At 60.4% G+C, this 17,421-nt stretch carries 18 protein-coding genes; 7 read left to right on the plus strand and 11 right to left on the minus strand.

Annotation, left to right across the window (positions count from 1 at the left end; genetic code table 11):
* Positions 1 to 19 precede the first annotated feature (19 nt).
* Positions 20 to 874 carry a helix-turn-helix domain-containing protein gene (locus ACSQ83_RS02350; RefSeq protein WP_414949315.1) on the plus strand — a complete coding sequence of 285 codons (855 nt, stop codon included), beginning with the start codon at positions 20 to 22 and terminating at the stop codon, positions 872 to 874.
* A 30-nt stretch (positions 875 to 904) separates the two neighbouring features.
* Here the strand turns inward: ACSQ83_RS02350 and ACSQ83_RS02355 are convergent, their stop codons facing one another.
* The 4 genes from ACSQ83_RS02355 to ACSQ83_RS02370 all read right to left on the minus strand — a co-directional run bounded on the left by ACSQ83_RS02355 (position 905) and on the right by ACSQ83_RS02370 (position 5,640).
* The gene (locus ACSQ83_RS02355) at positions 905 to 2,740 is read right to left on the minus strand and encodes an ATP-binding response regulator (protein ID WP_414949314.1); all 1,836 of its coding nucleotides are present in this window, start codon (positions 2,738 to 2,740) and stop codon (positions 905 to 907) included.
* Entirely contained in the window at positions 2,710 to 3,207 is a 498-nt protein-coding gene (locus ACSQ83_RS02360) for a molybdopterin-dependent oxidoreductase (protein ID WP_436227111.1), read from the minus strand. Before ACSQ83_RS02360 ends, ACSQ83_RS02355 begins: the two co-directional genes overlap by 31 nt.
* Before the next feature lie 8 nt (positions 3,208 to 3,215).
* Positions 3,216 to 4,853, minus strand: coding sequence for an ATP-binding domain-containing protein (locus tag ACSQ83_RS02365; protein ID WP_414949310.1), 1,638 nt, complete (start codon positions 4,851 to 4,853; stop codon positions 3,216 to 3,218).
* Positions 4,854 to 4,968: 115 nt separating this feature from the next.
* Entirely contained in the window at positions 4,969 to 5,640 is a 672-nt protein-coding gene (locus ACSQ83_RS02370) for a glutathione S-transferase family protein (RefSeq protein ID WP_436227112.1), read from the minus strand.
* Between the two features lie 254 nt (positions 5,641 to 5,894).
* Here ACSQ83_RS02370 and ACSQ83_RS02375 point away from each other — a divergent pair, with 254 nt between their 5' ends.
* Positions 5,895 to 6,065 (plus strand): hypothetical protein, encoded by a 171-nt coding sequence (locus ACSQ83_RS02375; protein ID WP_436227113.1) that lies wholly within the window; start codon positions 5,895 to 5,897, stop codon positions 6,063 to 6,065.
* A gap of 63 nt (positions 6,066 to 6,128) precedes the next feature.
* Here the strand turns inward: ACSQ83_RS02375 and ACSQ83_RS02380 are convergent, their stop codons facing one another.
* The 3 genes from ACSQ83_RS02380 to ACSQ83_RS02390 form a co-directional block, all read right to left on the minus strand.
* Positions 6,129 to 6,542, minus strand: coding sequence for a response regulator (locus tag ACSQ83_RS02380; protein WP_414949308.1), 414 nt, complete (start codon positions 6,540 to 6,542; stop codon positions 6,129 to 6,131).
* 403 nt (positions 6,543 to 6,945) lie between these two features.
* Entirely contained in the window at positions 6,946 to 7,725 is a 780-nt protein-coding gene (locus tag ACSQ83_RS02385) for a helix-turn-helix domain-containing protein (protein ID WP_436227282.1), read from the minus strand.
* A gap of 301 nt (positions 7,726 to 8,026) precedes the next feature.
* Positions 8,027 to 8,980 (minus strand): 4-hydroxyproline epimerase, encoded by a 954-nt coding sequence (locus ACSQ83_RS02390; RefSeq protein WP_436227114.1) that lies wholly within the window; start codon positions 8,978 to 8,980, stop codon positions 8,027 to 8,029.
* Between the two features lie 273 nt (positions 8,981 to 9,253).
* On the opposite strand from ACSQ83_RS02390, the gene ACSQ83_RS02395 reads away from it, so the two are divergent.
* The 3 genes from ACSQ83_RS02395 to ACSQ83_RS02405 all read left to right on the plus strand — a co-directional run bounded on the left by ACSQ83_RS02395 (position 9,254) and on the right by ACSQ83_RS02405 (position 12,567).
* A complete protein-coding gene (locus ACSQ83_RS02395; protein WP_414949306.1) occupies positions 9,254 to 10,159 on the plus strand; it encodes a dihydrodipicolinate synthase family protein in 906 nt (301 codons plus the stop codon).
* A gap of 369 nt (positions 10,160 to 10,528) precedes the next feature.
* Positions 10,529 to 11,032 carry a hypothetical protein gene (locus ACSQ83_RS02400; RefSeq protein ID WP_436227115.1) on the plus strand — a complete coding sequence of 168 codons (504 nt, stop codon included), beginning with the start codon at positions 10,529 to 10,531 and terminating at the stop codon, positions 11,030 to 11,032.
* A gap of 164 nt (positions 11,033 to 11,196) precedes the next feature.
* Positions 11,197 to 12,567 (plus strand): DUF2325 domain-containing protein, encoded by a 1,371-nt coding sequence (locus tag ACSQ83_RS02405; RefSeq protein ID WP_436227116.1) that lies wholly within the window; start codon positions 11,197 to 11,199, stop codon positions 12,565 to 12,567.
* A 39-nt stretch (positions 12,568 to 12,606) separates the two neighbouring features.
* Here the strand turns inward: ACSQ83_RS02405 and ACSQ83_RS02410 are convergent, their stop codons facing one another.
* Positions 12,607 to 13,008 (minus strand): winged helix-turn-helix domain-containing protein, encoded by a 402-nt coding sequence (locus tag ACSQ83_RS02410; protein WP_299709654.1) that lies wholly within the window; start codon positions 13,006 to 13,008, stop codon positions 12,607 to 12,609.
* Between the two features lie 77 nt (positions 13,009 to 13,085).
* Positions 13,086 to 13,637, minus strand: coding sequence for a nitrogen fixation protein NifQ (locus ACSQ83_RS02415; protein WP_436227117.1), 552 nt, complete (start codon positions 13,635 to 13,637; stop codon positions 13,086 to 13,088).
* Positions 13,638 to 13,923: 286 nt separating this feature from the next.
* Here ACSQ83_RS02415 and ACSQ83_RS02420 point away from each other — a divergent pair, with 286 nt between their 5' ends.
* Positions 13,924 to 15,099 (plus strand): porin, encoded by a 1,176-nt coding sequence (locus tag ACSQ83_RS02420; protein ID WP_436227118.1) that lies wholly within the window; start codon positions 13,924 to 13,926, stop codon positions 15,097 to 15,099.
* A 66-nt stretch (positions 15,100 to 15,165) separates the two neighbouring features.
* Here the strand turns inward: ACSQ83_RS02420 and ACSQ83_RS02425 are convergent, their stop codons facing one another.
* Positions 15,166 to 15,657 carry a molybdopterin-dependent oxidoreductase gene (locus ACSQ83_RS02425; protein ID WP_436227119.1) on the minus strand — a complete coding sequence of 164 codons (492 nt, stop codon included), beginning with the start codon at positions 15,655 to 15,657 and terminating at the stop codon, positions 15,166 to 15,168.
* 241 nt (positions 15,658 to 15,898) lie between these two features.
* Between ACSQ83_RS02425 and ACSQ83_RS02430 the strand changes: the two genes are divergently transcribed.
* The gene (locus ACSQ83_RS02430; protein WP_414949300.1) at positions 15,899 to 16,825 is read left to right on the plus strand and encodes a hypothetical protein; all 927 of its coding nucleotides are present in this window, start codon (positions 15,899 to 15,901) and stop codon (positions 16,823 to 16,825) included.
* 23 nt (positions 16,826 to 16,848) lie between these two features.
* Here the strand turns inward: ACSQ83_RS02430 and ACSQ83_RS02435 are convergent, their stop codons facing one another.
* On the minus strand, positions 16,849 to 17,277 hold the full coding sequence (locus ACSQ83_RS02435; protein WP_436227120.1) for a TOBE domain-containing protein: 429 nt from the start codon (positions 17,275 to 17,277) through the stop codon (positions 16,849 to 16,851).
* Positions 17,278 to 17,421 lie beyond the last annotated feature (144 nt).

Genomic DNA, 17,421 nt, shown 5'->3' on the forward strand with positions numbered 1-17,421 from the left:
TTTACTGGTCCACAGCAGCATGGTCACTGAAACCTCATCCTCTGATTCCCTCGCAGTCGCTCAGCGCGTTCGCGATCTAATGAATCGCCACGGCATTGGCAAGCGGCAGCAAACGGCCGAGCTTTGTCGAATCCTCGATCTCAGTTTCTCGCAAGGGCATAGAAAGCTGCGTGGCAATAGCCCGTGGACGCTTGCGCAGATTCGCCGCGTGGCCGACGCGTTTGGCGAGCCTGCGTTGCAGCTCTTCGACGCGAAGAACGCCGATGTCGACGACACTGAAGGCACTGCCCAGGATGCCGTCCTGATGCTTGGCGCAATCGAAATTCCGTGCGTTGCGTGGATTGGCGAAGCACTCGATCCGGGCAGCCGTCCGGATTTCATCGCCCAGAACATGAACGGACGCTGGCTCGTGACAACGCACGAAGGCGTGTTGCTGCATGCCGCTCACGATGTCCACAAGATCGAGATCCAGCCGCGTCGCACAGACATGGACAAGCCGCTGATCGCGGTCGTGGACGACGATCAGACTTCAGCCGACAACCTGCACGATTATCTCGAGCGCAGCGGTTTCACAGCGGTCGCGCTGTATGGCCTGGACGGGTTTTCGCAAGCGCTGCAGACGCAAGTGTTCGACGCGGTGGTGATCGACTGGCTGTTCGGCGCGCATACGTCCGCCGACGCTATCCGCGCTGTGCGCAACTCCGACAACCCGGATGCACCCATCTTCGTATTGACGGGCGAGCTGACGACCGGCAAGGCGAGCGAGTCGGAAATCAGCGACATCATCCAGCGCTATAACGTCACCTGTTTCGAGAAGCCGGCACGCATGGCAATTCTCGTGGCGGACTTGTCAAAGCGCTTGCAACGCACCTGATTTTCTCCGCCCAACACCCAACGTCAAAGCTCAATGAATTCGTCGTGTTGCCGATAAAGCCCGCGCCAAGGCGCTTTTCAGCACTTCGTAGCGCACTGGTTTGAGCAGGTAATCGAAGAACAGAATGGCGGCGCTTGGGTCCACCAGATCCGGCGCGTATGCGCTCACCGCAATCACCGGCAAGCTCGCGCCCGCCGCCCGCCGTGCGCGATATTCGTTCACGAACGAGTACCCGTCCTTGCCCGGCATGTGCAGGTCGGCGAGGATCACATCGGCCTGATTGTTCTCCAGCCATGCGAGCGCGCTGTCCACGTCGGACATGGCCACGCTTGCATAACCCAGGTGCGCCAGCATTTCAGTGAGCGACTCGCGGATGGAATCGTGATCGTCTATGACCAGCACGCGTGCTTTCCTTATCGGCGGCAAGTCGGCAGGCGCGCGCTCGCGCTCGGGCATTCGCGCCACCGGTGCAGCGGGCAAACTCACGCGGAACGCGGCGCCCTGCCCGACATCGCTCGACACATTGACTACGCCGCCCAACAACTCGACCAGTCCGCGCACGACGGCCAGGCCCATGCCGGCACCATCGAAACGCCGGGTCGTCGATGAATCGAGCTGCGTGAATTCCTTGAAGATCAGCGGCAACTGCTCGCGCGCAATCCCGGGACCAGTGTCGATAACGGAGATATCGAGCCGTTCAAGCGAGCGTTCGAAACGCACATCGACTGAACCGGAATCGGTGTACTTGATCGCGTTCGTCACCAGGTTCGTCACGATCTGACGCAGCCGGTGCTGGTCCGATTCCACCAGCCCCGCCTCGCCCGTAAACTGCCCGCGTAACATCAGACCCTTCGCCACCGCCGCCGGTGTGTTCGCGTCCACAATCGAGTCAAGCAGTTCCATGGGATCGAACACAGTCAGCCGCAATTCAAGCTTGCCGGCGCCGAGCCTCGCGAAGTCCGTCAGGTCGCGCATCTGCGCTTCAAGATGGCGTGCGCCGGTCTCGAGCCGCTGGATGATCTTGCGATCGGCTTCACTGTGCAGGTTCAGTTCAAGCAGTTCCACCGACGACACAATGGCATGCAGCGGCGTGCGCAATTCGTGGCTGATCATGCCGAGGAACGCGTCCTTCGCCTGCGATGCCTCGCGTGCAGCGCGGGTTGCCTGATGCTGCGCTTCGAGCGCCGCGCGTTGCTGGTGAATCAGGCGCGAACGCCGCTGGCCGTTGAGCAGCAGCATGGCGGTGGCGACCATGGAGAGCAGCGCGAGCAGCATGCCCGCCGCGAACAGGTAACGCCGCTTTGAAACGAAATCGCGCGCGATGTAGTCACGCTCAGCCACGTCGACCACGCGGCGTCCGTTCGCCAGTTCGTTCACCGCGTCCTGGTTCTGCCGCAATACGCCGATGATCTTCAGCGTGCGCCCGGGCTCCTTCTTCAACGAATCAATATCGGGTTCGATAGACTCGAGCGCCGCTTCCAGTTGCCGCAGGATCTCTTGCTGGCGGCTTCGCAGGGTACCGCTATCGGAGAGCATCGCGGTGGACGTGGTGACAACAGCGAGCTTCGATTCAAGCACCTCGAAGCGGAGCTGGATCTCGTCGGTGTCGGCGTCAATTCCGCTGCGATACAGCAGGATCTGGTTCGCAAAGCGGCCGTACGCAATCTGGAATTGCGCACCGTCCCAGTAGAAACCGTCATACGGCATGGTGAGTTGCTGCGTGGTCTGGTTCGCCAGCAGCACGGAATACAGCACGTAGCCCACGCCGCCAAGCGGCGGTGCAATGGCTGCCGCAACCAGCATCGCGACTTTGAAACGGCGCAGCCCCGCACGCATCATTTCACGACCATCCCTTTGATCTGCCACACGAACTTAGCTTCCGCTGCCGAACCACTCAGCTCCGACGGATATGCGTCGCGCGGATAAATCAGGAATAGCGGACCAAACTTGTCGACCGTAAGGCGCACGCCGTTCCTGCTGTAAGCCAGGATCGCGCCGTAACGCTCCGCTTCCGCCGCGCTCACCGTGTAGGAATAGTCGTCGATCGTGCGCAATTCGACGGCGTCGCCACGTGCATTCACGAGGTTCAGCACGTCACCCAGGAGCGGCCCGGAAAAGGTGGACTTCGGCGTCCAGGTGGTCGAAGTGGTGATGGTGTGGACAGGAAGCTTGAGGAGTTCGGCTTCGCCGATGTGATAGACGCTATGGTCAGCGTCGTTAGTACGCCCGATCAGTCCCTGCACGTCCAGCGCCAATGGCGCGGCGCTCACGGCAAGCGGCAACACGGCAAGTAGCGAAGCCGCGAGCCTTCTTAAGACCTGCTGTTGTGTCATGGCGGCGGTCAATGCTGTTCGTCGAATGCGTGCGCCGCACGCTCGGACGCCACCACGATCAACTTCATGGTGGCACGCGTCGCGCCGACAAAGAATTTGCGTGCGACCTGTTCGTCGAACGTGTCGAAATCGACTTCGGTCAGGATCACGCAAGGCGCCGATTGCCCCTTGAACCGATAGATCGATTCGAGCAGCACGTCACCTTCGCGATACTCTGGATTCCCGAACAAATCGTACGTTCCGGTGAAGCTGCGCAAGCGATGCGGCCCGAGCTGGTCAACCGACGTCAGCACCGAACCTTCGCGCCCGCGAAACGACAATACCGCGATGTCCTGCTTCCGGTAGCCGAGCGCCAGCGCCTGGGTGATCGCCCGCTTGGTCGCTTCGATCACTTCGTCGGGATGGCCGTTTTCGTAGGTGGAAAGACTGACTTCGGAGCCATCGAAAGGACTGCCGGCGTCAAGCCGTACCTCGCGTCCGACGATCCGGCGGATGTACGCCAGCAAGTCGCGCGGACTGCGATAGTTCGTGGTCTCGCGTAGCGTGGTCCAGCCGGGCAGTGGCACGGGATCGCGAAAATACAGGTTCTGCATGGGATCTTCGAGCCACCACCACGCGCCGTCCGGCTTCAGCAACCGGGCCAGCGCATCCACCCACGCCGCATGGAAATCCTGGCCTTCATCGACAATCAATACGTCGAACTTCCAGTGCTCCGCGATCTCGACATTCGCGAAACGCTCCTCCAGCGTGGTGAATACGTTCGGCTGGCTGAAATCCGGCGGCGTGCCGGCATCGCGCGTCACGCTGGCGCTGAGCTGGTGATAGTTGGCAATGCGTGCTTCCGGCGGTGCGACCAGCCGGATGTGATCAGCGAGCGGACGGTTGAAACAGACGTACAGCACGCTGCGGCCCTTCGCCACCGCGTCACGCATCACTTGCACGGCCAGTTGCGTCTTGCCCGAGCCGGCCGTGCCAATCACGCGCAGCCTGAACGGCTCGAATTCCAACCGGCGCGCCCACGTAGCGAGACCTCCCGAGAGGCGGGTGACGAGCATGTCGGCCTGACCGACGAGCGCGTTGGTATCGGGCGTGAGGGCGAGTTCGTCGGAGAGAAAATGATGGATCCGCGCAGACGCTTCGAAACGCGGCTCGTCGGGCGGCAGGATATCCAGCACGACGGACGGCAGCATCGCCTTGCGACTGGCATCGACAATACGCGCTTCGGGCACGCCTGCAATGGACACGTCCTTCACTGTGTAATCCGGGCAATACAGCAGCTCTTCAATCCGGTAGGTACCCGCGCCGAATGCGGCGGTGAAGCGGCGGTGCAAGTTCTCGAGCGTCCGTGCAAGCTGGATGGCGACGCTGCGCTCTTTCTGCATGTAGACTTTCATCAGGCCCGCGGGCGTCTCACGCAGGAACCCCGCCTTTTGTTCGATGACCAGCACCCGGCCCGACGGCGCGACCACCACGAAGTCCGCTTCGCCGAACACCGAAAAACCTTCGTTGATGCGGGTCCAGTGAACACCGTGATACACGGTGTAGTCGTCGGGGAGTTTTGCGAGCAGCGCCAGCGTGTCGAGTTCACGCACGGCAGCGCCGGTCGCTTCCATATTCTTCCAGTCGTCGGGGACGATTCGAGCCATGCTTCGCCTTCGGGCCTAAGTGCGTATGAATGCGTGTAAAGCCGGAAAGACCCTGATTCAAGCGGGATTCCGGCAACCAGCGGCCATTGTACGCAAGCCGCGCGGCCGTCCCGGATCAGTCCGCAAAATCGTATTTGCCGCCACGCTGCAATGCGCGTTGAAACGCGGGACGCTCATGAATCCGCTTAACGAAAGCCGCAACATGGGGAAGCTTCTTCGCGCCCGCACGCTGGATTGCGGCTTCGAGCGGGAAGCTCATTTGCACGTCGGCGGCGCTAAAGGAATCGCCTGCGAACCATTCGGACTTCGACAGTTCGCTCTCGATGAAACCGAAGTGCAGTTTCAATTGCGGGTCGATGAAACTATCCTGCATGGTCTGCGCGATCCGGCGCGCGACAGGCTTGACGAAGAACGGCATGCGCGCGCTGCCAATGCGCAGCGCCACCAGCTTGAGCAACAGCGGCGGCATGGCGGAGCCTTCGGCGTAGTGCATCCAGTAGTTATAGCGAAGGCGCTCAGGCGTGGTCCCGTGCGGCGGCGCAAAACTCCCTTGCCCATAACGCTCGTTCAGGTACTCGATGATCGCGCCGGACTCGGCGATCGTCTGGCCGTCGTCCGTGATGACCGGCGACTTCCCCAACGGATGCACAGCGCGCAACTCGGGCGGCGCGAGCATGGTGTTGGGGTCGCGCTGATAACGCTTGATTTCATACTCGACGCCCAATTCTTCAAGCATCCAAAGCACGCGTTGCGAACGGGAATTGTTGAGATGGTGAACAATGAGCATGGGTGATTGCCGTGGAGATTGAGAGCCGGGGTTTAAATCCGAGGTTGCAGTGCGGGCGCAAACGCGCCAAGAATACAACATGGCTGCGTACGGGCGTTCGCATTCATACCGAGCTTATCCTCGGTTTGGTGTCGAATTCGTGGGTAAGGCCCGATTTGTGCAGCTGCCGCTTTTGCAACTGCGATCGAAAGCGGGTTGCCGTTCGCTGCTATTCCAAGTTTCCCGAAATCAAAACAACACAAAAGGACCATTCGATGACCCTGGTTATTTATCTGTTGGGCTGGCTGATCCTGATCGGCGGCGTGTCATGGGCGCTGGTCGCCATGCACGTCGCGCAGCACACCATCATGATTGTCGATGTGATCTTGCTGGGCTTTGCGGTGATCACCGGCGCGACTCGCGCGCGCAACCGCGACCGGTCGTAGGATCGTCATCAGCGTGCAGGACGCGCTTGTCCTGCACGTACGAAATCGCGCTGCGAATAAACGCTACGACAACACGCGCGAGTTGAGCGACTGCTGGATCAGTGTCACGAGTGCGTCGGGGTGCGCGGGTTTGGTCATGAAGTGCTGGAACCCTTCGCCGATGCTTCGCAAGCGGTACTCGTCGCCGTCGTGGCCGGTGAGCGCAATCGCTATCGATGGCGTCAGGTTGCCTCGAATCTCATGATCTCGCAGGCGCTGGATCAGGTAAAAGCCATCCATCATCGGCAGGTCGATGTCGCAGATGACGGCGTCGGGTAACTCCCGGATGACAGTCTCGGCGCCCTCTTCGGCGTCCGACACGGCGAAGACTTCAGCGCCTTCTTCCTCCAGCAGCATTCGCAGTGATTCGCGGCTCTCCAGGTCATCTTCGATCAGCACAATCCTGGTACGTCCCAGTCTCGCTACTTCATTCATCATTATCTTTTCTAACAGCCCAAACTGGATTCTGGTGCCAATGTCGCGGCTCTCGCCTCTCACCCACTGCGGACCTTACGGCACGACGGCATGAGATCCATGCGGCACCGTGTGATCTGCCGCGTGCGCCGGTGTCGAACGTCGCGCGGATTGCAAATTCAACGGGCGCAGTATGCCTCATTGCTCACTTATTGCCTGTCGAGCAAACCTGCAGCAAAAAACAGACCGAGCGCAGAAACTGCATGAGGAACCACGGCGAAAGCCTCTCTACGCGGGGCTTTGCGCAAACCCTAATGAGTTCACTTCAGTGACGCGCTAGCGCATGCATCGCTCTGTTTCAGCAATCGGGCTGGTAATTTTTTACCGTGTGTACCGGTTCGAAAGTTCAGACTTATCGATGCCGCTATCACGATGAAAGTTTCGCCGCGGCATGAGTCGCAGCATGCGTTGCGGCATGGGTTGCCGGATGCGTCACCACATGATGAGTCCGCAACAGCGCACGATATTCGGTCGGCGTCAGGCCCACGGTCGCCTTGAACTGCCGCGTGAACGCACTGTGATCGGTGTAACCACATAACGCGGCTACGTCGGTGACCTTGTCGTGTGTGACGAGCAGCGCCGTAGCTGCATCGAGCCGCGTCTTGAGCAACACTTGACGCGGCGTCAGATGAAATACCTTGTGGAAATAACGCTCCAGCTGGGCAATCGACATGTTCGCCATCGACGCCAGATGCGGCATGTTCAGCGGCTGCACGAAGTTGCTCTGGATATGTTGCACGACGGCCGCGAGCCGGCTGTAAGCCGGGTGCGTCCCTTCGTCTGCCTGCAGGTCGCGTGAGATGCCGGCGAGACCGACCACCGTGCCGTGCGCATCGTGGAGCGGCTGCTTGGACGTCATACACCAGCCGGGCTGACGCGCCGGGTAGAGATGCAGTTCCAGCTGGTCGATCATCGGGTTGCCCTGCGCGATGATGGCCTGGTCCTGCGCCGTATAAATGCGGCCAAAGCGCTGCGGAAAGACTTCTTCCGCGGTTTTGCCAAGCAACCCCAGCTTGTCCTTCAGGCCGCAACGCGAGGCCAGCGCGCGGTTCACAAGCGCGTATCTCGCCTGCGCGTCCTTCACGAAGAATACGATATCGGGCATCGCGTCGAAGACCGGTTCCAGCAGCCTGAAATGCTGCAGCATGGCCTCGAGCGTCGCCGCGCCCGCGGGGGCAGCGAGCGTGGCGTGCAAGCCGGGGGGCGCGGCGCCGTGTTCGGGTTCAGCATGCGCCGGACGGTCCGTCGTAATGGTCATTCGCGTCTCGCTGGCGTCGTCGGGGTCCGCAAGTGCCGCCCATGCCCCGCATGCTGCGGGCAGAGGACGCGCACCTCGTTGCGCCCGATTATAGAGGCGAGAAGCGTCCGTCAAAATTGGTGTTGACGACAGGCAGGCGTGGAAAAATCAGAGGACGAATGAATGGCGCAAGCGTTGCACGGACTTCAGCTCAGGCTGCGGGAATACCCCAAGCGAATGGGTCGGTGCTGTCGAAGCAAAGCCGGCCCTCAGCCATGATGTGCGCATGTCCTGTGATGGTCGGAATGACCGCCTGGCCCGCGAGTTCGTCCGAGTGCCGGTAGCTCGCTTCGAACACGCTGCCGATGATGCTTTCCTGCCGCCACACTTCACCCTCCGCCAGTTTGTTGTCGGCGGCGAGACACGCGACCTTCGCGCTTGTGCCCGTGCCGCAAGGCGAACGATCGTAGGCGCTGCCGGGACACAGCACGAAATTGCGGCTATTGATTCCCGCACGCGGCGAGTCCGCGAACAATTCAATGTGGTCGATCATCGCGCCGTCTGCGCCGGTAATGCCTTGCGCTTGAAGTGCCTCGCGAATGGCGTCGGTGAACGCTGTCAATCTGGTCAGGTTCGTGGCAACGAGATCCTGGCCGTGATCGGCTACGAGAAAAAACCAGTTGCCGCCCCAGGCGATATCGCCCGTCAGCGGCCCATAACCCTCCACATTCACGCGGACCGCTTGCCGGTACCGATACGCCGGTACGTTTCGCACGCTCACGCTGCCGTCCGGATGCAAGGTGGCGTCGACAAACCCTGCAGGGGTCTGGATCCGGTGCAAACCCGGTTGAATCTTCCCTAAGTAAGCAAGGGACACGATCAGGCCAATCGTGCCGTGGCCGCACATGCCGAGGTACCCGACGTTGTTGAAGAAGATGACGGCCGCCGCACACGCGGGGTCGTCCGGCTCGCACAACAATGCGCCTACGATTACGTCCGAACCGCGTGGTTCGGTGACCACGCCCGCGCGCCAGCCGTCGTGTTTCGTCCGAAGGTTTTCCAGGCGCTCAGCAAGCGTGCCGCCGCCTAGATCCGGTCCACCGGACGTGACAAGACGGGTGGGCTCGCCGCCGGTATGGGAGTCGATGAAGCTTAGGGTTTTCATGCTGACATCGTAGAAATTCGGGCGCGAACCGTCTTGGTGCCGCTCAGCGAATTTGATGCCGATTTCGGCATAGATGACATCGATTTGCCAAGTCCCTAAGCGCCGGGATATCGAAGGCCCATGGCGTAATTCCGGCGCAGATAAGCCGCTAGTTCCGAAGGCCGGGACATGCCGGTTGTGCCGAAATCGGCATCGCAATCGCGCGCAACATGCAAGACGGCCCTTTCTGCAATGCTTAGACTTCACCCATCGATTACTTTTAGGAGAGCCGCCATGGCGCATATCTGGGAAGGCGTAATGCCCGCCGTCACGACCAAGTTCAATGCGGATTTCAGCATAGACCGCGCTTGGACTAAGAAGAATATCGAGGCTCAGATCGCGGCCGGGGTCGACGGCATTATCGTCTGCGGATCGCTTGGCGAAGCATCGACACTCTCGCTCGATGAGAAACTGGACGTGCTCGATATTGGAGTCGATGCAGCCCAGGGACGCGTGCCCGTCCTGCTGACGATTGCGGAAAACAGCACGCTCGACGGTTGCCGCCAGGCGGAACTTGGCGTCAAGCACGGCGCTGCCGGTTACATGGTGCTGCCGGGTTTGCGTTATTTGTCGGACCGGCGCGAAACGCTCAACCACTTCCGCGTGGTCGCCAGTGCGAGTCCGTTGCCGATCATGGTCTACAACAATCCGCTCGCGTACGGCGTTGATGTGACACCGGAAATGTTCGCCGAACTCGCCGACGAAAAGAAGCTCGTTGCGATCAAGGAATCGGCCGGCGATGTACGCCGCTTCACGGATCTCATCAATGCGGTCGGCGATCGCTACGCGCTCTTTTGCGGCGTCGATAACCTCGCGATGGAAGCCTGCCTGATGGGCGCGCACGGCTGGGTTGCAGGGCTGGTTTGCGCGTTCCCTGACGAGACCGTGGCCATCTTCAAGCTGCTCAAGGCAGGGCGTCTGGAAGAGGCACGTGCGATCTATCGCTGGTTCGCGCCGCTGCTGGCGCTCGATGTTTCGGCCAAGCTCGTGCAGAACATCAAGCTGGCCGAAGCCATGGTCGGTCTGGGCACCGAACCGGTCCGGCCGCCGCGCTTGCCGCTTGCCGGTGACGAACGTCTCGCGGTGGAAGCGTTGATCAAGCGTTCGATCGAAACCCGGCCGGTCTTGCCGACGTTCTAAATCGGGCTTTCCCTGCGGCGGGTACGGACTTGTTCTCATTGAAACAAGTCCGTACCCGCCGCAGTTTTATCGATGTCCAATACTGGAAAATCTCACCTCCAGCCTTAAAAACGAGCCTCTTATGGCTCCGTTTACCTCGTTCAGCGCGCTCCGCCTGAACGCAAATGCAAGCCGTCCGCGCCCGCCCCAAAGCCCTCAAAATCGGCCAGGTACCGTTTGACTTCAAGACACAAATCGGGCATTCGTTATATTCTACGGAATATCACGGTACTATTCTTTTGCTCCTGACTAATCGCCTTACGGTCATGCCGTCCGCGGTCATTCTGTCGCGAAGAAACCGATCCAATCATGCATTTCGAGGATTCACCCATGTCCGGGCTAAAGGCATCCACACCCCGCGCTCCCACTTCCGTTTCGCTGCGCCGCGACCTGTCGGTTGCGATCACGCCGCTCAACTCGGCCCACAATCCTGAGCGCACAGAAGCGATCAGGGAAGTGGTCGATGCATTCCGGAACCTGCGCGCAAGTGTCGCCCGTTTTGTCCTGATGCTCGAAGACATCCGCGGTAATGCCCGCTCCCTTGAATCCACAGCCGGCCAGTCGTTCAGCGATCTTTTGTCTTCGCTTGAAGAGCACGCTCGCGCGCTCGATTTCGGCCGCCTCGACGACCTGACGTTTGCTATCGAAACCGCCCGCACGGCTGAGCAGCAGCGGGATCAGGTATTCCTGGCCGCGCCCGGCAGCGGGACGGCCAGTCTTCAGCAGGTTGCGCGAAACCTCGAGCGTCTGGACGCCACTTTCGTCGGCTTATGCGTTGAGCACGTCCTTGAAAGGCACTACAAAGATCGTGCGAGCAGCGACGTGTCTGCCTGAACGCCAGTGATCTGACCAGAGCCGCTAAGCATTGATTTCGTCGAAACAGCCGTGCAGGTTCGTACCGTTATATTCAATGGTATATTTCGATATCCGTTCATCGAGCAGGCTAAAGGCCGTTGTCTGTTCAGCCGTTTGATATCCAGACAGTTTTCGAGGTGAATGTGCAATCCGTTCCCCCCTTCCGCCTTGCCCGCACGCCCTCCACTGAATCGACCAGCGCTGCGGGTGCTTATGCCGGCGCTCACGCCGGCCCGGCGGACGCTTGCTGCACGCCCACCGAAGCAGACCTTCGCAGTCCGCACCGCCGGGCGCGGCTGGCAGATCTGGATTCGCACTTGCATTGCTCGGTCATCGGCACCTGCCTGAGCACGAACGAGCTTAGAAAACTCGTGCCGAAGTTTACAGATCTCGACCGGCAGCAGGCTACGGATCTGGAGATTCATCACGCGGCAGTGGAACTGGCCATTGATGGCGGCGCGGGCGGGAAAGCACTGCAGAAGGCGCTCGATGCCCGTTACTCGGGCGCCGTGCGCCGCTTCGACACCGCAAAGGATCCTGAAGCCCTGCTCGCGCTCTGGAAAGAGTCGCTCAAGAGCGGTGATATTCCACCGGCGTACTGGGCGTTGATGACGCATCCGGAAGCCATCCTGAGCGTGCGCCAGGCTGCATTCGGCGACGTGCATATGTTGTCCCATCTCGTTGGCGCGGCTAACCGGGCTGACATCCGCCGCCTGGTTGCGCTCGAAGAGGAAAATGCGGCGCTCAAGGACAAGATCGAGCGCCAGCAAGACAAACTACATGAATTGACGGCCGAGCGCGATGCGTCATTGCGCCAGTTGAGCACGCAAGTGGCCGAGTTGTCGGCGAAGGCCGAGCGCAGGCCGGAGCCTTCCGAGGCAGGACTGGAAGCTGAAGTCCAGGCGCTGCGCGAAGCACTGGTTGCGCGCGACGAACGTCTCGCGATTCATACGAGCCGGAGAGAAACCGCCGAGCAACGCGCGCTGGATGAACAGCGCCATGCGCATGGCTTGAGCCAGCGGCTGGACGACACCATTGCGATGCTCAACGTCGTGCAGGCTGAATGCAATGCGCTGGAACAGGCGTTGGTGGCTCAGGGCAGTGAAGCGGGTTCAAAGGCCGAGGAACTCAGCAACCTGAGTGGCAAGCGCGTGGTTTATGTGGGCGGCCGGCCCGGTTCGAATGCCGCGCTAAGGCAACTGGTCGAATCGGCGGGAGGCGATTTTATCGTCCACGATGGCGGCATAGAAGACCGCAAGGGCATGTTTGCCGCTGCGCTCCCGCGAGCGGACATTGTCGTGTTTCCGGTCGACTGTATAGACCACGATTCAATGAACCGGCTCAAGCGCGTATGCGACCGCCATCAGGTGGACTATCACCCGGTAAGAACCGCGAGCGTTGCGAGTTTTGTCGAACTGATGACCCGGCTTGGCCGCGCGGCGTCGCAGTCCTCGTCGCAATCACCGCAATCCGGTACGCCGCCAGCTTCCCGGTTTTGCCTGCGGCACGGCTAAGCGCTCAGGCGCCCAGACTTCAATGCGGCACTCACAGGATCAGCGCTTCATGAGCCTGGTCAGCGCGGAAATCTGCGGCGCGCAGGTCTTCGCCGCTTCCGCTTCAATCTCGCGATAAAGCCGCACGATCTTTTCGCCGACGGGCGTCAGCACGCAACCACCGCCGGCTGAGCCGCCCGTCTCCGATGACGTAGCGGGCGCCTTGAGCGTGCGGTTCAGTTCGTCGATGAGCAACCATGCCCGCCGATACGACATGCCCAGGCTGCGCGCGGCAGCCGAGATCGAACCATGCTCATGCACGGCCTCGAGTAAATCGATTTTCCCGGGGCCGATTGCCACGGCATCCGCCTGGCGAATGCGCATGCGAAAACGCACCTCGGGCTGACGGGATAAGGAAGAAGTCGCTGGATCTTTCACGGATTTGGCCATGCGCGAAAGCATACACGAGGCCGACAGGACCGGGCATCCACTCCACGACAGTACGGGCGCTTCAGGAAGCCCGAGTGCTCAAGCTCGGCTCAGGCTTGATCGCCAAAACAAAAGCCGAAATCTTCGCAGCCCGGACACCCTGGCGCCGGCTGCGGCGTCTGTCCGAGCGACAGCGCAAGTTCTCGCGCGAGGAATTTTTTCCAGCGCATCCCATCGATATTGCGTGCCACCAGCGCCGGGAAATACCGGCTAAGCATGTCCGTGACGTCGTGGCGCCCGCTAAGTCCGAGATCGCGCCACAGATGGTCCGGCCGCAAGCACGCATGGGCGATGATCGATGCGAGGCAATCTGCGTCAGCGACCTCGGCGGCGCTACTAGCCCGGACATGACTTAGCAGAAAGGCGACCAGCGCCCTGACGAACCGGGACTGCCCTTCCGAAAGAATAACCAGACTTGCCCTCGGTAATTGCATGCCGCCAAAGTGCCGGCCAGTCAATAAGGCGAATTGTTCCGGCGATAACCCAAGCAGAGAGGGATCGCCGTGCGCGGCAAGCAAGGTGGCGAACAAAGCGGTGCCGGGGGCATTGGGGGTGGCGGAGGCGGCTAGCAACTGGGCACGCGTCGCAAACGAATGGGTCATGACCGGATAGCGGAAATAGCGCCCGAGAGTGCAGCCAAGCGAGGCGTTCACCGGAAGGATTAGCGCAAAACCAGTATGCCACGCGCGCCCCGGAGTCAAGCCCGTGTCTCGTCAACCCTACAAATTACCTCTATTACGTTTACCAAATACAAATCAATCGTTATATTCCTGCCAATATTTCGCAAGTCCCATGTAAGGCTAATACCATGGCCCGTTTCGTTTCGAGCAACACGGGACATGGCGTGCTTCACCAACGGCGACAACTCAGACTAAAACAGGAATAGCGATGAAAAGGAAGATCGTGGCGGCAGCCGCATTGAGCAGTTTCGGCGTAATTGCACACGCCCAAAGCAGCGTGACGCTATACGGCTTGATCGACGCGGGCGTGAGCTACGTCAGTAACGCCGCTACATCGACGGGACATGACCATTTGATCCGTTACGGCGACGGCGTAGCCCAAGGCAGCCGTTGGGGCTTGCGCGGCATGGAAGACCTGGGTGGCGGCCTGCAAGCCATCTTCACCCTGGAAAGCGGCTTCAGCTCGGGCGACGGCACGCTCGGCCAAGGTGGCGCGTTGTTCGGCCGCCAGGCGTATGTGGGTATTGCGAAGAAGGGCATGGGCTCGGTCACGCTCGGCCGCCAGTACTCGTTCTCGACCGACTATCTCGGCGGCAACTATTCGATGGGCGGCCAGACACCCGCCGGTAACTATGCGTACCACATCAACGACCTGGATCAACTGACGTCCAGCCGCATCAACAACTCGATCAAGTTCAGCAGCGCCAACTTCGCAGGCCTGACTTTCGGCGCACTGTACGGCTTCTCGAATCAGGCCGGTGCGTTTGCCGGTTCGCCCACCACCACCGCTGGCACCACGACCACGCAAGGGTCGTCGAGCACCATCAGCGCCGGCGTGAATTATGCGCAAGGGCCGTTCGGCATCGGCGCTGCGTACACCAACATTCGCTTCCCCAATGGCGCGACGCCGGCGTTCAGCGTCAGCATCGCCAACGTAAATACCGGCGGACTGCGTGACCTCGAAACCTTTGGCGTGGGCGCGCGTTATGCCATTGGTGCGGGCACGGTGTGGGGCCTCTGGACCCATACGACGTTCGATCCGATCACGGGCGCCGAGTCGAAGCTGAACAACTATGAACTGGGCGGCAAGTATGCGTTTACGCCGGCCTTGAGCGCAGGCCTGGGTTACATGTTCTCGAAGCTTGACGATCATTTCGAGGGCAAGTGGCATCAAGTCAGCAGCATGCTCGACTATGCGCTGTCGAAGCGGACCGACGTCTATGCACTCGTGATTTACCAGAAGGCCTCGGGCAGCAATACGGTCAATGGCCGCAACGTTCCAGTGCAGGCTGAAATTGGATCGAGCTCGAGCTTCATCGGCAATTCGGGTACCGGCGCGAACAATCAGGTTGCGGCCCGCATTGGCTTGCGTCACAAGTTCTGATTCCGCATCCCGGGCGGCAAGCGCTGCGAAAAGTGCTTGCCGCATGAGGCTTCAGAAGATTTCAAATCAGGGCGACAAGACCCGCGCCACGATCCGCACGAGGCGCTTCACATGACGGGGAGCGGGAAGAATATCCGCACCCGAAAACAGAATAGGCACACCGTCCTCGCTGCTCAGCGAGCGACCTCCGCATTCATGCGCGACGATGACACGCTCACCCACGGGCGTATTGAACAATTCGTGCCATGAGAAGGCGACCGCGTAGCCGTCGTGCGCGACCGCAATGAACACGGTGCGCTTGAACTCACCCTTGGGCTCGGGCCGCAGTCCGGCTTTCATGATCAGGTCTTTCAGCAACACCCCGCGATACGTGTCAACGCTGCGGATAAACCGGTTCGTCGTATAACAACGCAGATCGAACGGATCGGCAACCACGTTGGGTTGCTCCCTGAATTCCGCAAGATCAACGGTCAATGGCCGCAGGAAATCCCCTTCAAGCGATATGACAGTTTTCGCGGCGGTTTCTAGCGCGACCGCGTGGGAATGGGCTTCACTCATTTCTCGTCCTCCAGGGGCCGGTTTTGGGCGGCTTGTCCGGCATTATATCCACGCGAATATTACGCTGCTGTCATAGCGGGCAAGTCAGTGCGAAAACAATAGGCAACATATAAATTCGCGCATATGCGCACCTGGATGGCACGGAGGAGCGCGCCGCCTTAAAGGTCTGCATCAACCCTTATCGCCTAAAGCGATATATTGAGGGCCTTGAACCCATGCACCTGACCCAAGGAAAATACCGATGGCCCAGCGTCTCATCCGCCATGCGCTTACGCTCGCCAGCACCTTGACCGCCGCTGCGGTCGTCGCGCTATCCGGTTGCAGCTCGGCGCAGATTGCAAGCGCGCCACAACGCGTCACCCTCGATGCACGGGCAAACGGCATTGCTATTCGTCCTGCCGACGGCACGATTTTCATCGCCGACGATAAAACCAACAGCGTGCTTTCATCGGCTGACGGCAAGACGTTCAAACCGTATGCCGCCATTCCCGTGGTCACGGACCAAGGGAATGCGCTAAGCCAGGTCAGCATCGCGGATGATGGTTCGCTTCTGGTCGGACGATTCGGATTCGGCACGGCAGGCGCCGTGTTCGACATTGGAGCAAACGGCTCCGTGTCTCCGTTGTCAGGCATTGATCCAATGCGGCGACGGCTGGGACTTGCCGCCATTGGTGAGGGGAAATTACTCTCGACCTGGTTCGTCAAGAACGGCAATAGCCCGCCAACGGGTGGCCTCAGCCTGATCACTTACGACATTTCAACTCACGCCGCGTCCGAGCACAACCTCCTGACCGGACTGGCGAAACCCGTTGGCATAGTCGTGCAAGGCGACACCGTTTTTATATCGGATCAGACTGACAACATGATCTTGAAGACCACCTTGTCCGGCCTGATCAACCATGCCCAGCCCGGGGGCCTTAACACGGCGGTCATCAAGATCAACGGGCCGGACCTGCTGACCATCGATTCAAACGGCGCGCTCTATACGAAATGCAACGTGACGGCGGTCTGCCGGATAAGCCCCGATAAATCGGTTGCCGTCATTGCAAACGATTTCGAGGATGCCCGTGGTGTCGCTATCGACGCGGCGCATCACGCGTTGTACGTGATAGACCGGCCGAAATCCGCTGACAGCGCCAGTACCCTGCGAGCAATTCCGCTGAACTGACGCAGCGGGAACCAGCAAACAGGCTAGTCGTCCACGCCGATAATCACGCTCGACGCCTTGAAGATCGCCGTGGCCGCTTTACCGTTCCCGAGCGCCAACCGTTGGGCGCTTTCGTTCGTGACAATGGCGGCAATCTGCGCGCCGCCGGCGACCGTAATAATGACTTCACTATTGACGGCGCCCGGCGTCACGGCCGACACCGTTCCCGCAAAGCAATTGCGCGCTGATACCTGGCTATCCGCCACATCGACCATCACGATGACCGACGATGCCTTGACCAGTGCAAACGCAGCCTTGCCGGCGGCAAGCCCGAGCGATTCAGCGCTGCCATGCGTGATCACCGCGACAATTTCCAGGCCGTCATTGGCGCGCAGCAAGATCTCGTCATTGACTGCGCCGTGCTTGACGTCCACCACTTCACCGACAAATTTATTTCGGGCGCTTGTTCGCATGTTCATCTCCGGTTGCGGCGTCCTTCGAAGGCGTGGATCACCTGGTCTCAGAACGCGCGGTTGCTAGGGTCACCTGCATGACAGGCAGGCCACAAGTGTAACCGCGCCACAGCGTCACTTTGCGACGAATAGCCGCGAAAAACA

The organism is Caballeronia sp. LjRoot29 (assembly GCF_964252755.1).
Classification (GTDB): domain Bacteria; phylum Pseudomonadota; class Gammaproteobacteria; order Burkholderiales; family Burkholderiaceae; genus Caballeronia.